Genomic DNA, 17248 nt, shown 5'->3' on the forward strand with positions numbered 1-17248 from the left:
TCACCAAAAGAGATAGCAAAGGACATAAGAAACAAATATATGGCAAAAACCAAATATCATCAAACAAGATCAACAACCAATAACACCTCTTCCTCCTTGGGAGAAAGAGAGGGAGATGTGTTATATCACACCCCTGTATTGCTCCATCCCAGCATCGATGGGCTAAACATTCACGATGGCGGGGTGTATGTTGATGTTACATTTGGCGGTGGTGGTCATAGCAGAGAGATTCTTTCGCGATTGCCACAAGATGCTCATTTATACAGTTTCGACCAAGATGCCGATGCCGAGCAAAACATCTACCAGTCAGAAGATGGGAATGAGGCACAAGCTATAAGATTCACCGACGACCCACGATTCACCTTTGTACGTTCCAACTTCAGATATTTGAAGAACTGGATGCGCTATTATGGTGTGGAACATATAAACGGACTACTAGCCGACTTGGGCGTTTCGAGTCACCACTTCGACGATGAGACTCGCGGATTCTCATTCCGTTTCGACGGCCCGCTCGATATGCGAATGAACAAAAGAGCTGGTATGACGGCCGCAGACATTGTAAATGACTACCCGGAAGAGAAGTTGGCTGATATCTTCTATTTGTATGGCGAATTGAAAAGCTCGTATCGTATCGCCTCAGCCATCGTCAAGAGCAGAGCTACGAAACGCATTGATACAACACAAGATTTTCTAGCCGTGATGGAACCCTTGTTCAAACGCGAACGTGAAAAGAAAGATATGGCACGCTTGTTTCAAGCCCTACGCATAGAAGTGAATCACGAAATGGATGCACTCAAAGAAATGTTGACAGCCGCAAGCGAACTGCTATGCGAAGGTGGAAGACTGTCGGTCATTACCTATCACAGTTTGGAAGACCGTATCGTAAAAAACTTTATGAAGGCCGGGAACGTAGAGGGGAAAATTATACAAGACTTCTATGGCCGCATAGAGACACCTTTCACACTCGTCAACAACAAAGTGATAGTACCCGACAACAATGAACAAACAGTTAACCCACGTAGTCGTAGCGCCAAATTAAGAATTGCTGCAAAGAGATGAACAAGACAGAACAAGACATAGACATAAAGAAGAAAGAAGCTATAGAGAATACCGATACAGGTTTATCTCTTAAAGAAACCATTGAGGAGCAGGCCAATGAAGACGAAGCTCCCCACTCTTCCGACTTCACACTGCGCAAAGTGTTGGGTGGCGACATATTGACTACACAAGCCATTCGACGCCAAATATGGGTATTTCTGCTTATCACTTTCTTTGCCATCGTGTACACAGCAAATCGCTACAGTGTACAGAAAGACCTGATAGAGATAGACCGTTTGAACAAACAACTGCAAGATACGAAGTATAAAGCCTTATCGAGCAGCAGTAATCTGACGGAACTTTGTCGCGAAAGTCATGTACTGGAGATGCTCAAAAACAGCAACGACAGCACACTAAAGATAGCTAGCCAACCCCCATATATCATCAATGTGCCCGACGGGAAATAAGTGATTCATGAGTAAATTTGAATATAAGAAGATAATGCCTCGCTACAGTGCCATCGCCATCGTGATGACATTGATAGCTCTTGCGGTGATTGGGAAGACGCTATACCTCATGACTGCGAAGCGAGACTACTGGATGCGGGTGGCCGAACGCGTCAAAAAAGACAGTGTAAGCGTGAAGCCTGTCAGAGGAAACATCCTAAGTTGCGACGGTCAACTGATGGCTAGTTCGCTTCCGGAATTCAAGATTTACATGGATTTCAAGGCACTAAGCGACGCCGGTAATGATTCACTGTGGGATGAAAAAGAGGATTCTATCTGCCAAGGATTAGCTGCTATCTTCTCCGAAAAACCTGCATCGGCATTCAAACGCGAGTTGGCTGAAGGCAGAAGCAAGCAGAGTAGGAACTGGCCGATATGGAGTAAGCGCATTGACTACAACACTTTTACCGAGGTGAAAGCTCTCCCTGTATTCAAACTTACATCTTATAAAGGTGGATTCCATTACGAAGAATTCAACGCTAGAAAGCGGGCTTTTGGTTCTTTGGCAGGCCGTACCATCGGTACGATGTTTGGTGCTAAAGATACCGCGCGATTTGGATTGGAACTCTCTTATGACTCCATCCTACGTGGAACAAACGGTATCATCCACCGTCGCAAGGTGCTTAACAAGTTCCTTGACATCATGGACACACCTCCAATAGATGGTGCCGACATCGTAACAACCATCGATGTGAGTATGCAAGACTTGGCCGAACGCGCCTTACTCGACGAGTTGAAGTTCATCAATGCCAATGTCGGTGTAGCCATCGTAATGGAAGTAGCTACCGGCGACATCAAAGCTATCGTGAACATGGAGAAATGTGTGGATGGCGAATACCGCGAAATACACAACCATGCAGTGAGCGATTTGCTCGAACCCGGTTCTGTTTTCAAGCCCGCTTCCATCATGGTAGCTCTCGAAGACGGCATGGTAGACACCTCATATACCGTAGAGACGGCCGGCGGAGTGTGGCCTATGTACGGCAGAGAGATGAAAGACCATAACTGGCGACGCGGCGGTTACGGGCTCATCACACTTCCCCAAACACTGATGTACAGTTCAAACATCGGTGTAAGTCGCATTATTGACGACCATTACCATAACAATCCGGAAAAGTTTATACGTGGAATATACCGTACAGGACTTGCCGACAATCTGCATATACCGCTTGTCGGTGCCACCACGGCACGTATACGAATGCCTAAAAAGAACAGCCGTGGACAGTATACCAACTGGAGTAAAACCTCATTGCCATGGATGAGCATCGGTTACGAAACGCAGATACCGCCTATTTCGACCCTTACATTCTATAATACGATAGCTAACAACGGTCGAATGATGCGTCCGCGATTCGTCAAACAAGTCGTAAAAAATGGCGAAGTCATCATGGATTTCCCACCACAAGTGATGCGTCCACGTATTTGTAGCGACAAGACCTTGCACGAAATACAGACTATATTGGATCACGTTGTGAGTCAAGGACTAGGTAAGAAAGCCGGTTCGCCATCTTTCAGAGTGGCAGGTAAGACTGGTACGGCACAAATTTCGCAAGGTGCAGGAGGCTATAAGACCGGTCAAACCAACTATCTGTTGAGCTTCGCAGGCTACTTCCCCGACGATGCACCGCGCTATAGTTGCATCGTTTGCATCCAAAAGAGTGGCCTACCGGCATCGGGTGGCGGCATGAGCGGAGTAGTATTCCACGATATTGCAGAAGGTATTATGGCTCAAAGTCTGAAACTTCACGTGACGGACGCACGCGATTCGGCCTCCATCTTCGTCCCCGATGTAAAGGCAGGCAATATATTGGCCGCTGATTATGTGCTGTCTCATCTAGGCATTAGCGCCAATAAAGGATGGGGAGGATCGTATGCTGACGGGAATCCTATATGGGGAAAGGCTCGTATTCAAAGCAAGAACAGTGTGAATTTGACACGCGAGAAGACCTACGGACATCGCGTTATACCCGACGTACACAACATGGGAGCCCGCGATGCGGTATTCTTATTGGAGAGCAGAGGGGTGAAAACCTACCTCATCGGACGCGGAAAAGTAGTGAAACAATCACTCGAGCCCGGTCACAAGATAGCCAAGAAAGAAAAAATTGTACTGACTTTAGAGTGAATATAAATATAAGGTGAGAGACAGAAACCAAAACATCTGCACACTCATCTACAATGATAAGAAAGATAATGAAACTAACAGAATTACTGAAAAACGTCAAGCCTATCCGCTTGGAAGGCAATGCCGACGTTGACATCACAGGAGTAAACATCGACTCACGACGCATTGCAAAGGGTCATTTGTTCGTTGCAATGAGGGGCACACAGGTCGACGGACACAAGTTTATACCCAAAGCCATTGAGCTAGGGGCAGTTGCCGTGCTCTGCGAAGACATGCCCGAACAACCCACCGAAGGCATCACTTATGTGCAAGTGGAATCTACCGAAGATGCAGTAGGCAAAGTAGCGACCTTATTTTACGGCAATCCTTCGCACAAACTGAAGCTCGTCGGTGTCACCGGAACAAACGGGAAAACCACCATAGCCACCTTATTATATAATATGTTTCGTAAGTTAGGCTATAAATGTGGGCTTCTCTCGACCGTTTGTAACTACATAGAAGACGAGGCAATTCCTACAGATCATACCACTCCCGACCCCATTGAGCTGAACATGTTGCTCGGTAAAATGGTCGAAGCCGGCTGTGAATATGCATTCATGGAGTGCTCTTCTCACGCCATTGCACAGAAACGTATCGGAGGATTGAAGTTCACTGGCGGCCTATTCACCAACCTTACACGCGACCATTTGGACTATCACAAGACTTTCGAAAACTATCGTGATGCCAAGAAAGCATTCTTCGATGGTCTCGGTAAAGACGCTTTTGCCATTACCAATGCCGATGATAAGAACGGCATGGTGATGGTTCAAAACACCAAAGCGACTATCAAAACCTACAGCACGCGCAGCATGACCGACTTCAGAGCGCGTATCTTAGAGTGCCACTTCGAAGGAATGTATCTCGAAATCGACGGCCGTGAAGTAGGCGTACAATTCATTGGCAAATTCAACGTGAGCAATCTGTTGGCCGTTTATGGCGCCGCCATCATGCTAGGACAAAAACCTGAAGACGTATTGGTGGTCATGAGCACACTCCATAGCGTTAGCGGTCGCCTCGAACCCATCCATTCTCCCGAAGGATTTACGGCCATCGTAGACTATGCCCATACCCCCGATGCCCTCGAAAATGTACTCAACGCCATCCACGAAGTGCTCAATGGAAAGGGACAAGTGATTACCGTTTGCGGTGCAGGTGGTAACCGTGATAAGGGCAAACGTCCACTAATGGCGCAAGAAGCTGCGAAACAAAGCGACAAGGTCATCATTACAAGCGACAACCCTCGCTTTGAAGAGCCACAGGATATCATCAACGACATGCTCGCCGGACTTAATAATCAACAACTCAAGAAAGTTGTCAGCATCGTAGACCGGAAAGAAGCCATCCGCACAGCATGCATGATGGCGAAAAAAGGCGATGTGATTCTCATTGCCGGAAAAGGTCACGAAGACTATCAAGACATCAAGGGCGTAAAGCACCACTTCGATGATCGCGAGATTGTAAAAGAGATTTTCAACAATTAATAAAAACGATTAGCCCCATTAGACCAATAGGACTAAGTATCAACCCAAGAAACAATACACTATGCTATACTATCTTTTCAGATTTCTAGAAGAATATGGTATCTCCGGTTCACACCTCTGGGGCTACATCTCTTTCCGTGCCTTACTGGCTCTCATATTCTCTTTGGCCATCTCAGCATGGTTCGGTGAGAAGTTCATTGCTTACCTGAAGAAGAAGCAAATCACCGAGACCCAGCGAGATGCAAGCATCGACCCGTTCGGCACCAAGAAAATTGGTGTTCCCTCAATGGGCGGTATCATCATCATTGTTGCCATACTTATCCCCGTATTATTACTCGGTCGACTCCGCAACATCTACCTCATCTTGATGATTATCACCACCCTTTGGCTCGGTTTCCTCGGTGGAATGGACGATTTTATCAAGATTTTCCATCGCAACAAAGAGGGTCTCAAAGGTAGATACAAGATTATCGGACAGATTGGTATAGGCCTTATCGTAGGATTGGTATTATGGATGTCGCCCGACGTCAAGGTCAATGAGAATATCGCAATAAAGAAACAAGGACAGGAAATCGTGGTCAAACACCGTGCCGACAGTCGTAAATCGCTCAAGACCACCATTCCTTTCTTCAAGGGACACAACCTCGACTATTCACGTATCATGAGTTTTTGCAGTCAATATAAAACTGCAGCCGGCTGGATACTCTTTGTCATTATGACTATTTTAGTGGTCACGGCCGTGTCCAATGGAGCTAACTTGAACGATGGAATGGACGGAATGTGCGCCGGCAACTCGGCCATCATAGGCGTCGCACTGGGTATCTTAGCCTATGTGAGCAGTCATATCGAGTTTGCCTCCTACCTCAATATCATGTATATTCCCGGCTCCCAAGAGTTGGTGGTATTCATGTGTGCTTTCGTCGGAGCACTCATCGGATTTCTTTGGTATAACGCTTATCCGGCTCAAGTATTCATGGGCGACACCGGTTCACTCACCATTGGAGGTATCATCGGAGTTGGTGCCATCATCATACACAAGGAGTTATTGCTGCCTATCTTGTGCGGAATATTCTTTGTTGAGAGCCTCAGCGTCATTATACAGGTGTACTATTTCAAGTTAGGTAAGCGTAAGGGTATCAAGCAGCGCGTCTTCAAGCGCACGCCGATACACGACAACTTCCGCACCACCGACGACCAACTAGACCCTGAATGTCGCTACCTCATCTCGCGACCACATGGTGCCAAGCACGAGGCCAAGATTACAATACGCTTTTGGATTATCACTATTATCCTCGCAGCATTGACTATTATCACATTAAAAATCAGGTAACAATCCACTAGACTCTACAGTCTAAGCAGACTAATAAGTATTAGCAACATGAGCAGAATCGTAGTTTTAGGAGCAGGAGAAAGCGGCGCAGGAGCAGCCGTACTAGCTAAGAAAGAAGGATTCGACGTATTTGTATCGGATATGTCGGCCATCAAAGACCGATATAAGAAGATGCTCGACGACCACGGAATAGAGTGGGAAGAGGGCCGACACACCGAAGAGAAGATACTCAATGCCGACGAAATCATCAAGAGTCCGGGTATTCCGAAGGAAGCACCCATGATTCAGAAGATTCTCAAGCAGGGCATTCACATCATCAGCGAGATTGAATTTGCCGGTCGTTACACCCAATCCAGAATGGTATGTATCACCGGTAGCAACGGCAAAACCACCACCACGTCGCTCATCTACCATATTTTCAAGACAGCAGGTTACGATGCTGGACTGGCAGGAAACATCGGTAAGAGTCTGGCTTTGCAGGTAGCCGAAGACCCACACGAATATTATATCATCGAATTGAGTAGTTTCCAACTCGACGATATGTACAATTTCCGTGCCAACATCGCCATCTTGCTCAACATCACACCCGACCATTTGGATCGCTACGAGTTCAATATGCAGAACTATGTAGACGCCAAGATGCGCATATTGCAAAACCAAACCGAGGAAGACAGCTTCATCTTCTGGGGCGACGATCCCATCATTAAGCGCGAACTAGAGAAATACGACATCAAAGCCGTGTTGTGTCCGTTCTCCGAGATCAAGGAGAAAGGCTCTATCGGATATATCGAAGAGGGACAATACAAGATAGAATATCCCACTCCGTTCAACATGGAACAAGAGGAACTATCGCTCACCGGCAAGCATAACATATACAATAGTTTGGCCGCCGGCATCGCTACCAACATCGCAGGTATCAAGAAAGAGATTATCAGAAAGAGCCTGAGCGACTTCCCCGGCGTCGAGCATCGCTTGGAAAAGGTTTGTAAGGTGCGTGGCGTACAGTATATCAACGACTCCAAGGCCACCAACGTAGATGCTTGTTGGTACGCACTTGAGAGCATGAAGACACCTACCGTACTCATCATCGGAGGCAAAGACAAGGGTAACGATTACGACCAAATCAAGGCATTAGTAAAACAAAAATGCCGTGCCGTAGTCTATCTAGGTGCCGACAATCAAAAACTCCACGACAACTTCGACACCCTCGGAGTAGAGATTCGCGACACCCACAGCATGAAAGACTGCGTAGCTGCCTGCTACGAACTGGCTCAACCGGGCGACACCGTACTCTTAAGTCCCTGCTGTGCAAGCTTCGATTTGTTCAAGAACATGGAAGACCGAGGCAAACAATTCAAGACATTGGTAAGAAATCTATAAATGGATAAGAAACTAGCAAACATCTTCAAAGGAGACAAGGTGATATGGATGATATTTTTCTTCCTCTGTGTCATCAGTGTCGTCGAGGTGTTCTCGGCGTCCTCTTCGCTCACATACAAGGGCGGAAGTTACTGGACTCCGATGATTAAACACTTGGGCATCCTGTTGATGGGTATCTTTTTCATGGTCGTTACCCTCAACATCAAATGCAAATATTTCAAGATTCTGACTCCTTTCCTTTTAGGTATTTCGCTCATCACACTGCTATGGGTGATTATAGCCGGGCAGTCTACCAATGGTGCCCAACGCTGGATAGGATTCCTCGGCATGCAGTTCCAACCTTCAGAGATAGCCAAGGGAGCACTCATACTGGCCACGGCTCAGATACTTAGTGCCATGCAAACACCCACAGGAGCCGATAAAAACGCGTTCAAATACATTCTCATCGTGTGTGCATTCATCGTCCCGCTCATCATGGTCGAGAATCTTTCCACAGCTGCACTCATCTGTCTAGTCATCTTCATGATGATGGTCATAGGACGCATACCCATGCCACAGCTAGGCAAACTGCTAGGTGTCGTGGCGTTGGCAATAGTCGGTGTCTTCACACTGGTGATGTTATTGGGTCATGCCAAGAACACCGAGAACACGAAGAAGAACCTCACCGAGGAGGTAGAAACGGCAGAGACAGAGAAGACCGCCCCCGGAATGCTAGGCAAAGTGTTCCACCGTGCCGATACTTGGAAGTCGCGTATCATGAAGTTCTCCGACAACAAAGAAATTAAGCCGAGCGAAGTAGATCTTGACAAAGACGCACAGGTAGCGCATGCCAACATCGCCATAGCCTCGTCAAATGTCATCGGTAAGGGCCCCGGAAATTCTGAAGAGCGCGACTTTCTGTCGCAGGCTTTCTCCGATTTCATCTACGCTATCATCATCGAAGAGATGGGTATCACGGGAGCTATCTTTGTAGCTGCACTCTATATCTTCCTGCTCTTCCGTACAGGTTACATCGCCAACCGGTGCGAGAACAACTTCCCTGCTTTCCTAGCAATGGGATTAGCACTGCTTTTAGTGAGCCAAGCGCTCTTTAATATGTGCGTGGCCGTAGGACTAGCCCCTGTTACCGGGCAACCGTTACCGCTGGTTAGCAAGGGTGGAACGTCGTCTATTATCAACTGTATCTACGTGGGTGCCATCCTCAGTGTGAGCCGTTCGGCCACCAAGAAGAAAGGAATTATCGACGAAAACAATGTCGCTAAGGCTACACAAATGGCTTGACCACAGACTGTAGGAATCTACATGGAATTGCTGCAATGCAAGAGCAACACTGCTGTTCGGCCTATGCAGCATCGCAGAAAAGCCCATGCAACATTACTGACAAGCCCTTGCAGTAATCTGCGAAAACCACGGTCAAAAGGCCAATATATAAAAAATATCAGGGCACTAAGGCCCATCCTAATAAAAAAAGAACAAAAGCGGAGAATCATAAAAAAAATGATTACTTTTGCAATATAGCTCATAAAGCTTCGCAAGTTTGCTCAGCTTTTGAAATTATTGGGAGTTAATCGCCTTTTGGGGGCGATGGAGTAACAAGGGAAGTTAATAGACAGATGTCGGCTAACTTCTAGTCTCAAAGAGACTTCTACTCCAGCTTACTCCTATTTACTTCTAAGTTAGAGAAACTTTAACATCGTATATTAAGAAAGAATGGATAAAGAATTAAGGGTTATCATCAGCGGTGGCGGCACCGGAGGACACATCTTCCCGGCTGTTTCCATAGCCAATGCCATCAAAGCAAAGTATCCCGAAGCAAAGATATTGTTCGTGGGTGCGCAGGGCAGAATGGAGATGCAGCGCGTTCCGGCAGCCGGATATGAAATCAAAGGACTGCCCATCTGCGGATTCGACCGTAAACATCTATTCAAGAACTTTGCCGTACTCTACAAGATATGGAAGAGTCAACGCATGGCCAAACGCATCATACGCGACTTCAAACCGATGGTGGCTGTAGGCGTTGGGGGCTATGCCAGTGGTCCTACGTTGAATGTTTGTGCCAACAAGGGTATTCCCTGCCTCATCCAAGAGCAGAACTCTTATGCCGGCGTCACCAACAAATTACTAGCTAAAAAGGCCGACAAGATATGCGTGGCTTACGATGGAATGGAACGTTTCTTCCCTGTCGAGAAGATTATCAAGACCGGTAACCCGGTTCGCCAGAACGTATTAGAATCTCCGATGAGTCAAGCAGAAGCTCGCCAGTCATTCGGATTGGAGCCCGACCGTAAAACTATCCTCTTCATTGGTGGCAGTTTGGGAGCGAGAAACATCAACAATAGCATTCTCCAACACCTCGACATGGTGAAAGAGAGCGATGTACAAATCATCTTGCAAACAGGTAAAGTGTACCACAAAGCCATCTGCGAGCAACTGGAAGGAAACAAGAAACCGGCACTATTGCACGTCACCGACTTCATCAGCGACATGGGAGCAGCCTACAAGGCGGCCGACTTGGTTGTCAGCCGTGCCGGTGCAAGCAGTATATCCGAGTTCTGCCTCATCGGCAAACCGGTCATCTTGGTACCTTCACCCAATGTGGCTGAAGACCATCAGACACAAAACGCCATGGCGCTCGTGAACCGTAACGCAGCTATTTTCGTAAAAGACAGCGAGGCAACCGACGTTCTTTTAAAGACAGCCATCAATGCAGTATGCGATGACGAAAAACTAACTTCACTCGAAGCAAACATCAAACAAATGGGATTACAGAACTCTGCCGACACCATCGCCGACGAAGTGGTGGCATTAGCATGGGGAAAGAAGTAATCCGATATAGAGAAACAAGACATTGAAACCATAGTATGGAACTGAAAGATATTAAAGCAGTATATTTCGTTGGAGCCGGCGGAATCGGCATGAGTGCTATTGCCCGCTACTTCATCAACAAAGGATTGGTAGTTGCCGGATACGACAAAACTCCGTCGGAACTCACACGCCGTCTTGAGAAAGAGGGCATGCTCATCCATTACGAAGAGAATATAGACGAGATTCCTCACGCATGTAAGAAGCCCGAATCTACGTTGGTCATTTTCACACCGGCCATCCCTGAATCACACAAGGAGCTTGCTTACTTCCGTGCAAACGGATTTGAAGTACAAAAGCGTGCACAAGTATTGGGCACACTTACCCACAGTCATAAAGGATTGTGCGTAGCCGGCACACACGGAAAGACTACTACGTCGACCATGTGTGCCCATATCATCCACCAGAGCCACGTGGATTGCAATGCGTTCTTGGGCGGTATATCCAAAAACTACGGCACCAATTATATCCTCTCCGACAGCGAATACGTTGTGATAGAGGCTGATGAGTTCGACCGTAGCTTCCATTGGTTATCACCATGGATAAGCGTTATCACGTCGACCGACCCTGACCACCTCGATATCTACGGCACCAAAGAGGCTTATTTGGAAAGTTTCCGTCACTATACAGAGCTGATTCAACCGGGAGGAGCACTGATTTTGCGCAAGGATTTAGAAATGAAACAGCACGTAGCCGAGGGAGTAAAGGTGTATGAATACAGCCTCGACGAAGGAGATTTCCATGCTGAAAATATCCGAATCGACAACGGTGAGATTACATTCGACTTCGTTTCGCCCATCGAGAATGTCAAGGATGTGCAGTTGGGACAACCTGTTCCCATCAATATAGAGAATGGAGTGGCCGCCATGGCTATGGCTCAGCTGAGTGGATGCAGCGCTCAAGAGTTGAAATACGGTATGTCTACCTATCATGGAGTGGAACGTCGCTTCGACTTCAAGATAAAGAACGACAAGCTCGTATTCCTCTCCGACTATGCTCATCACCCCAAAGAGATTTACCAAAGTGCCAAGAGCATTCGCGAACTCTATCAAAATCGTAAGATTACGGCTATCTTCCAGCCGCATCTATACACGCGTACACGCGACTTCTACAAGGACTTTGCCGATGCATTAAGCCTGTTGGACGAAGTGATTTTGTGCGACATCTACCCGGCACGCGAGCTTCCTATCGAGGGGGTTACGAGCCAATTGATATACGACAGTTTGAAACCGGGCGTGGAAAAGAGCATGATACACAAGGAAGATGTGCTCTCGTTGGTAAAGGAACGCGACTTCGACGTGCTCATCGTATTGGGTGCCGGCGACCTAGACAACTATGTTCCACAAATGACTAAAATCTTGGAAAGTAAGTGAGAATACGTTGGAAGAAAACGCTCACCATCGTTCTGGATATTGTACTAGCTGCATATTTGGGACTCGCTTTCACCGCTTTTAACAAGCCCGATGAAACAGTCCACGTGTGTACGAAGGTTAGTATCGACATCAAAGATGAGGCTACCAACGGCTTTATAGACACAAAGGAAATCAAAAAGCGATTGGAACACTACCATCTCTATCCTTTGGAGAAGCCTATACGTTACATTGATGCACGCAAGATAGAAGAAACTTTAAAGTCCAGCCCGTTCGTTAAGACGGCCGAATGTTACAAGACACAAGACGGACAAGTATGCATTAGCATCACCCAACGGTTGCCGGTCATCCGTATTAAATCGGAAAGAGGCGATGATTATTACCTAGATGATAAAAACTGTATCATGCCTAACTCGCATTATACATCCAATCTCATCATCGCAACTGGCCACATCAACCGTCTGTTCGCGACTAAATATGTCGCCACACTTGGCAAGATGATGATGGAAAACGACCTCTGGCGCAACCAAATAGAGCAAATCAACGTGCTGCCAAACCTTGGTATTGAGTTGATACCACGCATTGGCGACCACGTCATCTACATAGGCCAACTGCCCGAAGGCAAAACAGCTACCGACCGAGAGCAGCTTGTAAGAGACTATGTAACAAAGAAGATGAATCGCTTGGAGAAGTTCTATCGCCACGGACTATCCCAAGCCGGTTGGAACAAATACTCCTATATAAACTTGGAGCTCGACAACCAAATAATCTGTAAAAGAAGAATGTTGAATTGATAAGAATATAAACCTATGGCAGAATTTATTGTAGCTATCGAATTGGGATCATCAAAGATCACCGGCATCGCAGGCAGAAAGAACCTCGATGGAAGCATTTCGGTGCTCGCTGTAGTAAAAGAAGACTCCACAGCATGCATCAGAAAGGGCGTAGTCTACAACATAGATAAGACTATGCAGTGCTTGACTAACATCATAGCACGACTCAAAACCACTCTCAAATCAGAGATTGCTTATGTATATGTGGGCGTTGGTGGACAATCCATCCGCAGTATCCGGAACAACATTGCAAAAGACTTTGTAGAGGAAACCATCATCACGCAGGAGATGGTAAACGAACTCATGGATACCAATCGCAACATGGAATACCCCGACCAACAGATACTTGACGCTGCCACACAGGAGTATAAGGTAGACCAACAACTACAACTCGACCCCGTAGGTATACAGTGTCGCCGACTAGAGGGCAACTTCCTCAACATCATTTGGCGCAATTCATACTATCGCAACCTCAACAAATGCTTTGAAAAGTCGGGAATTGCCATAGCCGACATGTATCTTTCGCCATTGGTTTTAGCCGATAGTGTACTCACAGAAGCAGAGAAACGTACCGGTTGCGTGCTTGTTGACCTAGGCGCAGACACCACTACCGTATCAGTATACTTCAAGAATATACTCCGCCACTTGGCAGTTATTCCACTCGGTAGCAACAATATCACCAAGGATATCACCTCTCTCCAGATGGAAGACAAGGATGCTGAGCGCATGAAATTGAAGTATGGAAGCGCTTATACCGACAATGCCGACATCGATACTACCCTCATGCTGCCCATCGATCAAGACCGTCAGGTAGAGAACCGGCGCTTCGTTGAGATGGTAGAAGGTCGAATTGAGGAAATCATCGAGAATGTTTGGTATCAGGTTCCGAGCGAGTTTACCGACAAACTATTGGGCGGAATCGTCCTCACCGGTGGCGGTTCAAACATGAAGAACATTGATGTGGCCTTCCGTAAGTACACTCATATTGAGAAGATACGCATTGCCAAGTTCGTCACCACAACTATCAATTCAAGCAATAGCGACATCAATGCCAAGGATGGAACCATGAATACCGCGCTTGCCTTGCTGGTTAAGGGCGATATGAACTGCGCCGGAAAAGAGATTTCAAGCGATCTTTTTGGCACATCAGAACCTATAACAGCGGCTACAAGCACCACGCTGCATACGCCGGATGACATCAAAAAGTCGCGCGATCCGAACGAAATAGCCGGTACAGGCGTTGTCCTCACTCCCACAGAAAAGGAGAAAGCCGAGGAAGAAGCACGTAGAAAACGCCTTGAGAGAGAGGCTGCTGAGCGCAAAGCTGCCGAAGAAGAGGCTGAACGCATTGCCAAAGAGAAGCGCGAAAACAGCACTCTCCACAAGATGGGACGCAATCTTAAGAAGTTCTTCCAGACCATGGTAGCCGAAGACGAATAACATATTAGACTCATACATAAAGAAAGATATTATGCCAGATAACAGAGAAATACTGGATTTCGGGGAACCCGAAAAGTCCAACAGCATCATTAAAGTAATCGGTGTTGGTGGTGGTGGCGGCAACGCAGTGAACCATATGTATCGCGAAGGCATCCATGATGTGTCGTTCGTACTCTGCAATACCGACAATCAAGCACTCAACGACTCGCCTGTTCCCGTGCATCTGCAACTGGGAAAAGAAGGCCTTGGTGCCGGTAACAAGCCTGCCAAAGCGCGTCAAGCAGCCGAAGAGACACTGGATGAAATCAATAATATGCTCTCCGATGGTACCAAAATGGCATTCATCACAGCCGGTATGGGCGGTGGAACCGGTACAGGTGCAGCCCCCGTCATTGCTCGTGTGTCCAAAGAAATGGGCATCTTGACAGTCGGCATCGTGACCATTCCGTTCCGCTTTGAGGGCGATAGAAAGATAGACCAAGCACTCGATGGCGTAGAGGAAATGGCTAAACACGTAGACGCTTTGCTCGTTATCAACAACGAACGGCTACGCGAAATCTATCCGGAACTGACTGTCCTCGACGCTTTTGGCAAAGCCGACGACACACTAAGCATCGCAGCCAAGAGCATCGCAGAGATTATTACAAACCACGGACTCATCAACCTCGACTTCAACGATGTAAAGACAGTGCTGAAAGATGGTGGTGTTGCTATCATGAGCACGGGATATGGCGAAGGCGAAGGACGCGTCAAGAAAGCGATAGATGATGCTCTCAACTCCCCATTACTCAACGATAACGACATCTTTAATTCCAAGAAAATACTGCTCAGCATCAACTTCTGCAACGAGAAGAACGATAACTCAGGCCTCATGATGGAAGAGATGAACGATGTCAACGAGTTCATGAGCAAGTTCGATAGCAACTTCGAGATTAAGTGGGGACTCGCTATTGATCCTGAATTAGGCAAGAAGGTGAAGGTAACCATCCTCGCTACAGGCTTCGGTATAGAAGATGTGGACGGTATGGACAGTCACATCAAGAAACACACACAGGAAGAAGCGCGTCGAATAGCCGAAGAAGAAGAGAAGGCAGCAGAGCGTCGTGACCGTCGGGCAAGGTACTATGCTGTCGACGGAAAGAACACTCAATTCAAGCGCCGGCCACATATTTTCCTCTTCCATCCGGAAGAATTGGACAACGAGGACGTCATCTTGGCCGTAGAGACCACACCTACCTACAAGCGTACAAGACAGATGCTGGAAGCTATTCGCAGCCAAGTTCCAACCACAGAGGAAAAAGAAGATAATGCCATCGAGACACCGGGCATTATCAGTTTCACATAAATCAGATAAAAAAGGAGATATCATGGCACTATTTGAACAAATTAGTGAGGACATTAAGAACGCAATGAAAGCACGCGACAAGGTGCGTCTCAACACCTTACGCAACGTCAAGAAAGTATTCTTAGAGGCAGTCACAGCCCCCGGAGCTAACGAGACATTGGAAGATTCCGATGCTTTGAAGATTATCACCAAGTTGGCTAAGCAAGGCAAAGAGACCGCTAAGACTTATATAGACAACAACCGTCAAGACCTAGCCGATGAGGAATTGGCACAGGTATCCGTGCTCGAAGAGTACCTGCCTAAGCAACTTTCCGAAGCCGAAATCACCGAAGTCGTAAAAGCCATCATCGCTTCTACCGGTGCCGAAGGCATGAAAGACATGGGTAAGGTAATGGGTATAGCCAGCAAGCAAATGGCCGGTAAAGCCGACGGAAAAATCATTTCGCAAATCGTAAAAGGCTTATTGGGATAATCCCCACAGCCTAAATATTCTTTTAAGCCACGAACAATGACATCTATTCTAGAAAGAAAACCGGCTCTCAAACGCGAGATTGACAACATAGCCGAGGTAGCCGGATACCTCTGGCAGAACGGTTGGGCAGAACGCAATGGCGGTAATATCACCGTCAACATCACCGATTTGGTAGACGACGAAATTCGCAGTATGCCCGCCATCAGCGACCCTGTATCGTTCGGAACAACGCTTCCTCACCTCAAAAGTTGCTATTTCTACTGCAAAGGTACGGGTAAACGCATGCGCGACTTGGCTCGCTGGCCTATGGAGAATGGCTCCATCGTCCGCATTACCGACGATTGTGCGCACTACGAAATCATTGCCGACAATCCCATAAAGCCCACTTCAGAGATAAGTTCCCACCTTTCGGTACACAACCGCAACCTAGAAAAGGGCAACGGATATAAAGCAGTGGTTCATACCCACCCCATTGAGTTGGTTGCCATGAGCCATAACGACAAGTTCTTGCAAAAGGATTATATGACCAAACTACTATGGAGCATGATTCCGGAGACCAAGGCTTTCTGTCCATTAGGCCTCGGTATTGTACCCTACAAGATTTCCGGAAGTCTCGAACTGGCCAATGCCACTCTCGAACAGCTCGAAGAATACGACGTCGTGATGTGGGAAAAACATGGCGTATTGGCGCAAGGTCCCGACGTCATGCAGGCTTTCGACCAAATCGACGTACTCTCCAAGAGTGCCAAGATATACATCAGCGCACGCTGTATGGGCTTTGAACCCGACGGCATGAGCGACGAACAGATGCAGGAACTCACCGATGTGTTCCATCTGCCAAAGTAGGATTTAGAAGCATAGAAATAACAGAGAAGGCATGATAGGATGTAAGTGTACATCTTATCATGCCTTTACTTTTTCCAAATTCAAAGACTTATAAAAGCAAAAAACTAAAGACTTATCCAGCAACTGAACCGCTCATGAACTCAAAAACTTATAATCGGAAAATTAGATTGTGCAATTTTAC

At 47.0% G+C, this 17248-nt stretch carries 14 protein-coding genes; all 14 read left to right on the top strand.

The window, feature by feature from the left end:
* Positions 1–39 precede the first annotated feature (39 nt).
* Entirely contained in the window at positions 40–1059 is a 1020-nt protein-coding gene (rsmH, locus tag HMPREF3034_RS01115; RefSeq protein ID WP_082721651.1) for a 16S rRNA (cytosine(1402)-N(4))-methyltransferase RsmH, read from the top strand.
* Positions 1056–1505: an FtsL-like putative cell division protein gene (locus HMPREF3034_RS01120; protein ID WP_156431012.1), complete on the top strand. Its 450-nt coding sequence runs from the start codon at positions 1056–1058 to the stop codon at positions 1503–1505. The genes rsmH and HMPREF3034_RS01120 overlap by 4 nt, the downstream gene beginning before the upstream one ends.
* 7 nt (positions 1506–1512) lie before the next feature.
* Positions 1513–3669: a penicillin-binding protein gene (locus tag HMPREF3034_RS01125; RefSeq protein ID WP_062432523.1), complete on the top strand. Its 2157-nt coding sequence runs from the start codon at positions 1513–1515 to the stop codon at positions 3667–3669.
* Between the two features lie 68 nt (positions 3670–3737).
* Complete coding sequence (locus tag HMPREF3034_RS01130; RefSeq protein WP_036896117.1) at positions 3738–5189, top strand: UDP-N-acetylmuramoyl-L-alanyl-D-glutamate--2,6-diaminopimelate ligase; 1452 nt, start codon at positions 3738–3740, stop codon at positions 5187–5189.
* Positions 5190–5250: 61 nt separating this feature from the next.
* On the top strand, positions 5251–6519 hold the full coding sequence (gene mraY / locus HMPREF3034_RS01135) for a phospho-N-acetylmuramoyl-pentapeptide-transferase (protein WP_062432527.1): 1269 nt from the start codon (positions 5251–5253) through the stop codon (positions 6517–6519).
* Between the two features lie 48 nt (positions 6520–6567).
* The gene (murD, locus tag HMPREF3034_RS01140) at positions 6568–7899 is read left to right on the top strand and encodes a UDP-N-acetylmuramoyl-L-alanine--D-glutamate ligase (protein ID WP_036896121.1); all 1332 of its coding nucleotides are present in this window, start codon (positions 6568–6570) and stop codon (positions 7897–7899) included.
* Positions 7900–9180, top strand: coding sequence for an FtsW/RodA/SpoVE family cell cycle protein (locus HMPREF3034_RS01145; protein ID WP_036896123.1), 1281 nt, complete (start codon positions 7900–7902; stop codon positions 9178–9180). It begins immediately after the preceding gene.
* Between the two features lie 429 nt (positions 9181–9609).
* Positions 9610–10725 (top strand): undecaprenyldiphospho-muramoylpentapeptide beta-N-acetylglucosaminyltransferase, encoded by a 1116-nt coding sequence (murG, locus tag HMPREF3034_RS01150; protein ID WP_062432529.1) that lies wholly within the window; start codon positions 9610–9612, stop codon positions 10723–10725.
* 35 nt (positions 10726–10760) lie between these two features.
* Entirely contained in the window at positions 10761–12134 is a 1374-nt protein-coding gene (gene murC / locus HMPREF3034_RS01155; RefSeq protein ID WP_036896127.1) for a UDP-N-acetylmuramate--L-alanine ligase, read from the top strand.
* Positions 12131–12925, top strand: coding sequence for a cell division protein FtsQ/DivIB (locus HMPREF3034_RS01160; RefSeq protein WP_062432531.1), 795 nt, complete (start codon positions 12131–12133; stop codon positions 12923–12925). The genes murC and HMPREF3034_RS01160 overlap by 4 nt, the downstream gene beginning before the upstream one ends.
* Positions 12926–12940: 15 nt before the next feature.
* Positions 12941–14404: a cell division protein FtsA gene (gene ftsA / locus HMPREF3034_RS01165; RefSeq protein WP_036896131.1), complete on the top strand. Its 1464-nt coding sequence runs from the start codon at positions 12941–12943 to the stop codon at positions 14402–14404.
* Between the two features lie 31 nt (positions 14405–14435).
* On the top strand, positions 14436–15749 hold the full coding sequence (ftsZ, locus tag HMPREF3034_RS01170) for a cell division protein FtsZ (protein WP_036896133.1): 1314 nt from the start codon (positions 14436–14438) through the stop codon (positions 15747–15749).
* Positions 15750–15771: 22 nt separating this feature from the next.
* A complete protein-coding gene (locus tag HMPREF3034_RS01175) occupies positions 15772–16221 on the top strand; it encodes a GatB/YqeY domain-containing protein (protein WP_036896134.1) in 450 nt (149 codons plus the stop codon).
* Positions 16222–16257: 36 nt separating this feature from the next.
* Positions 16258–17067 (top strand): rhamnulose-1-phosphate aldolase, encoded by an 810-nt coding sequence (gene rhaD / locus HMPREF3034_RS01180; RefSeq protein WP_062432534.1) that lies wholly within the window; start codon positions 16258–16260, stop codon positions 17065–17067.
* Positions 17068–17248 lie beyond the last annotated feature (181 nt).

The sequence above is a fragment of the Prevotella sp. DNF00663 genome (assembly GCF_001553265.1).
GTDB lineage: Bacteria > Bacteroidota > Bacteroidia > Bacteroidales > Bacteroidaceae > Prevotella.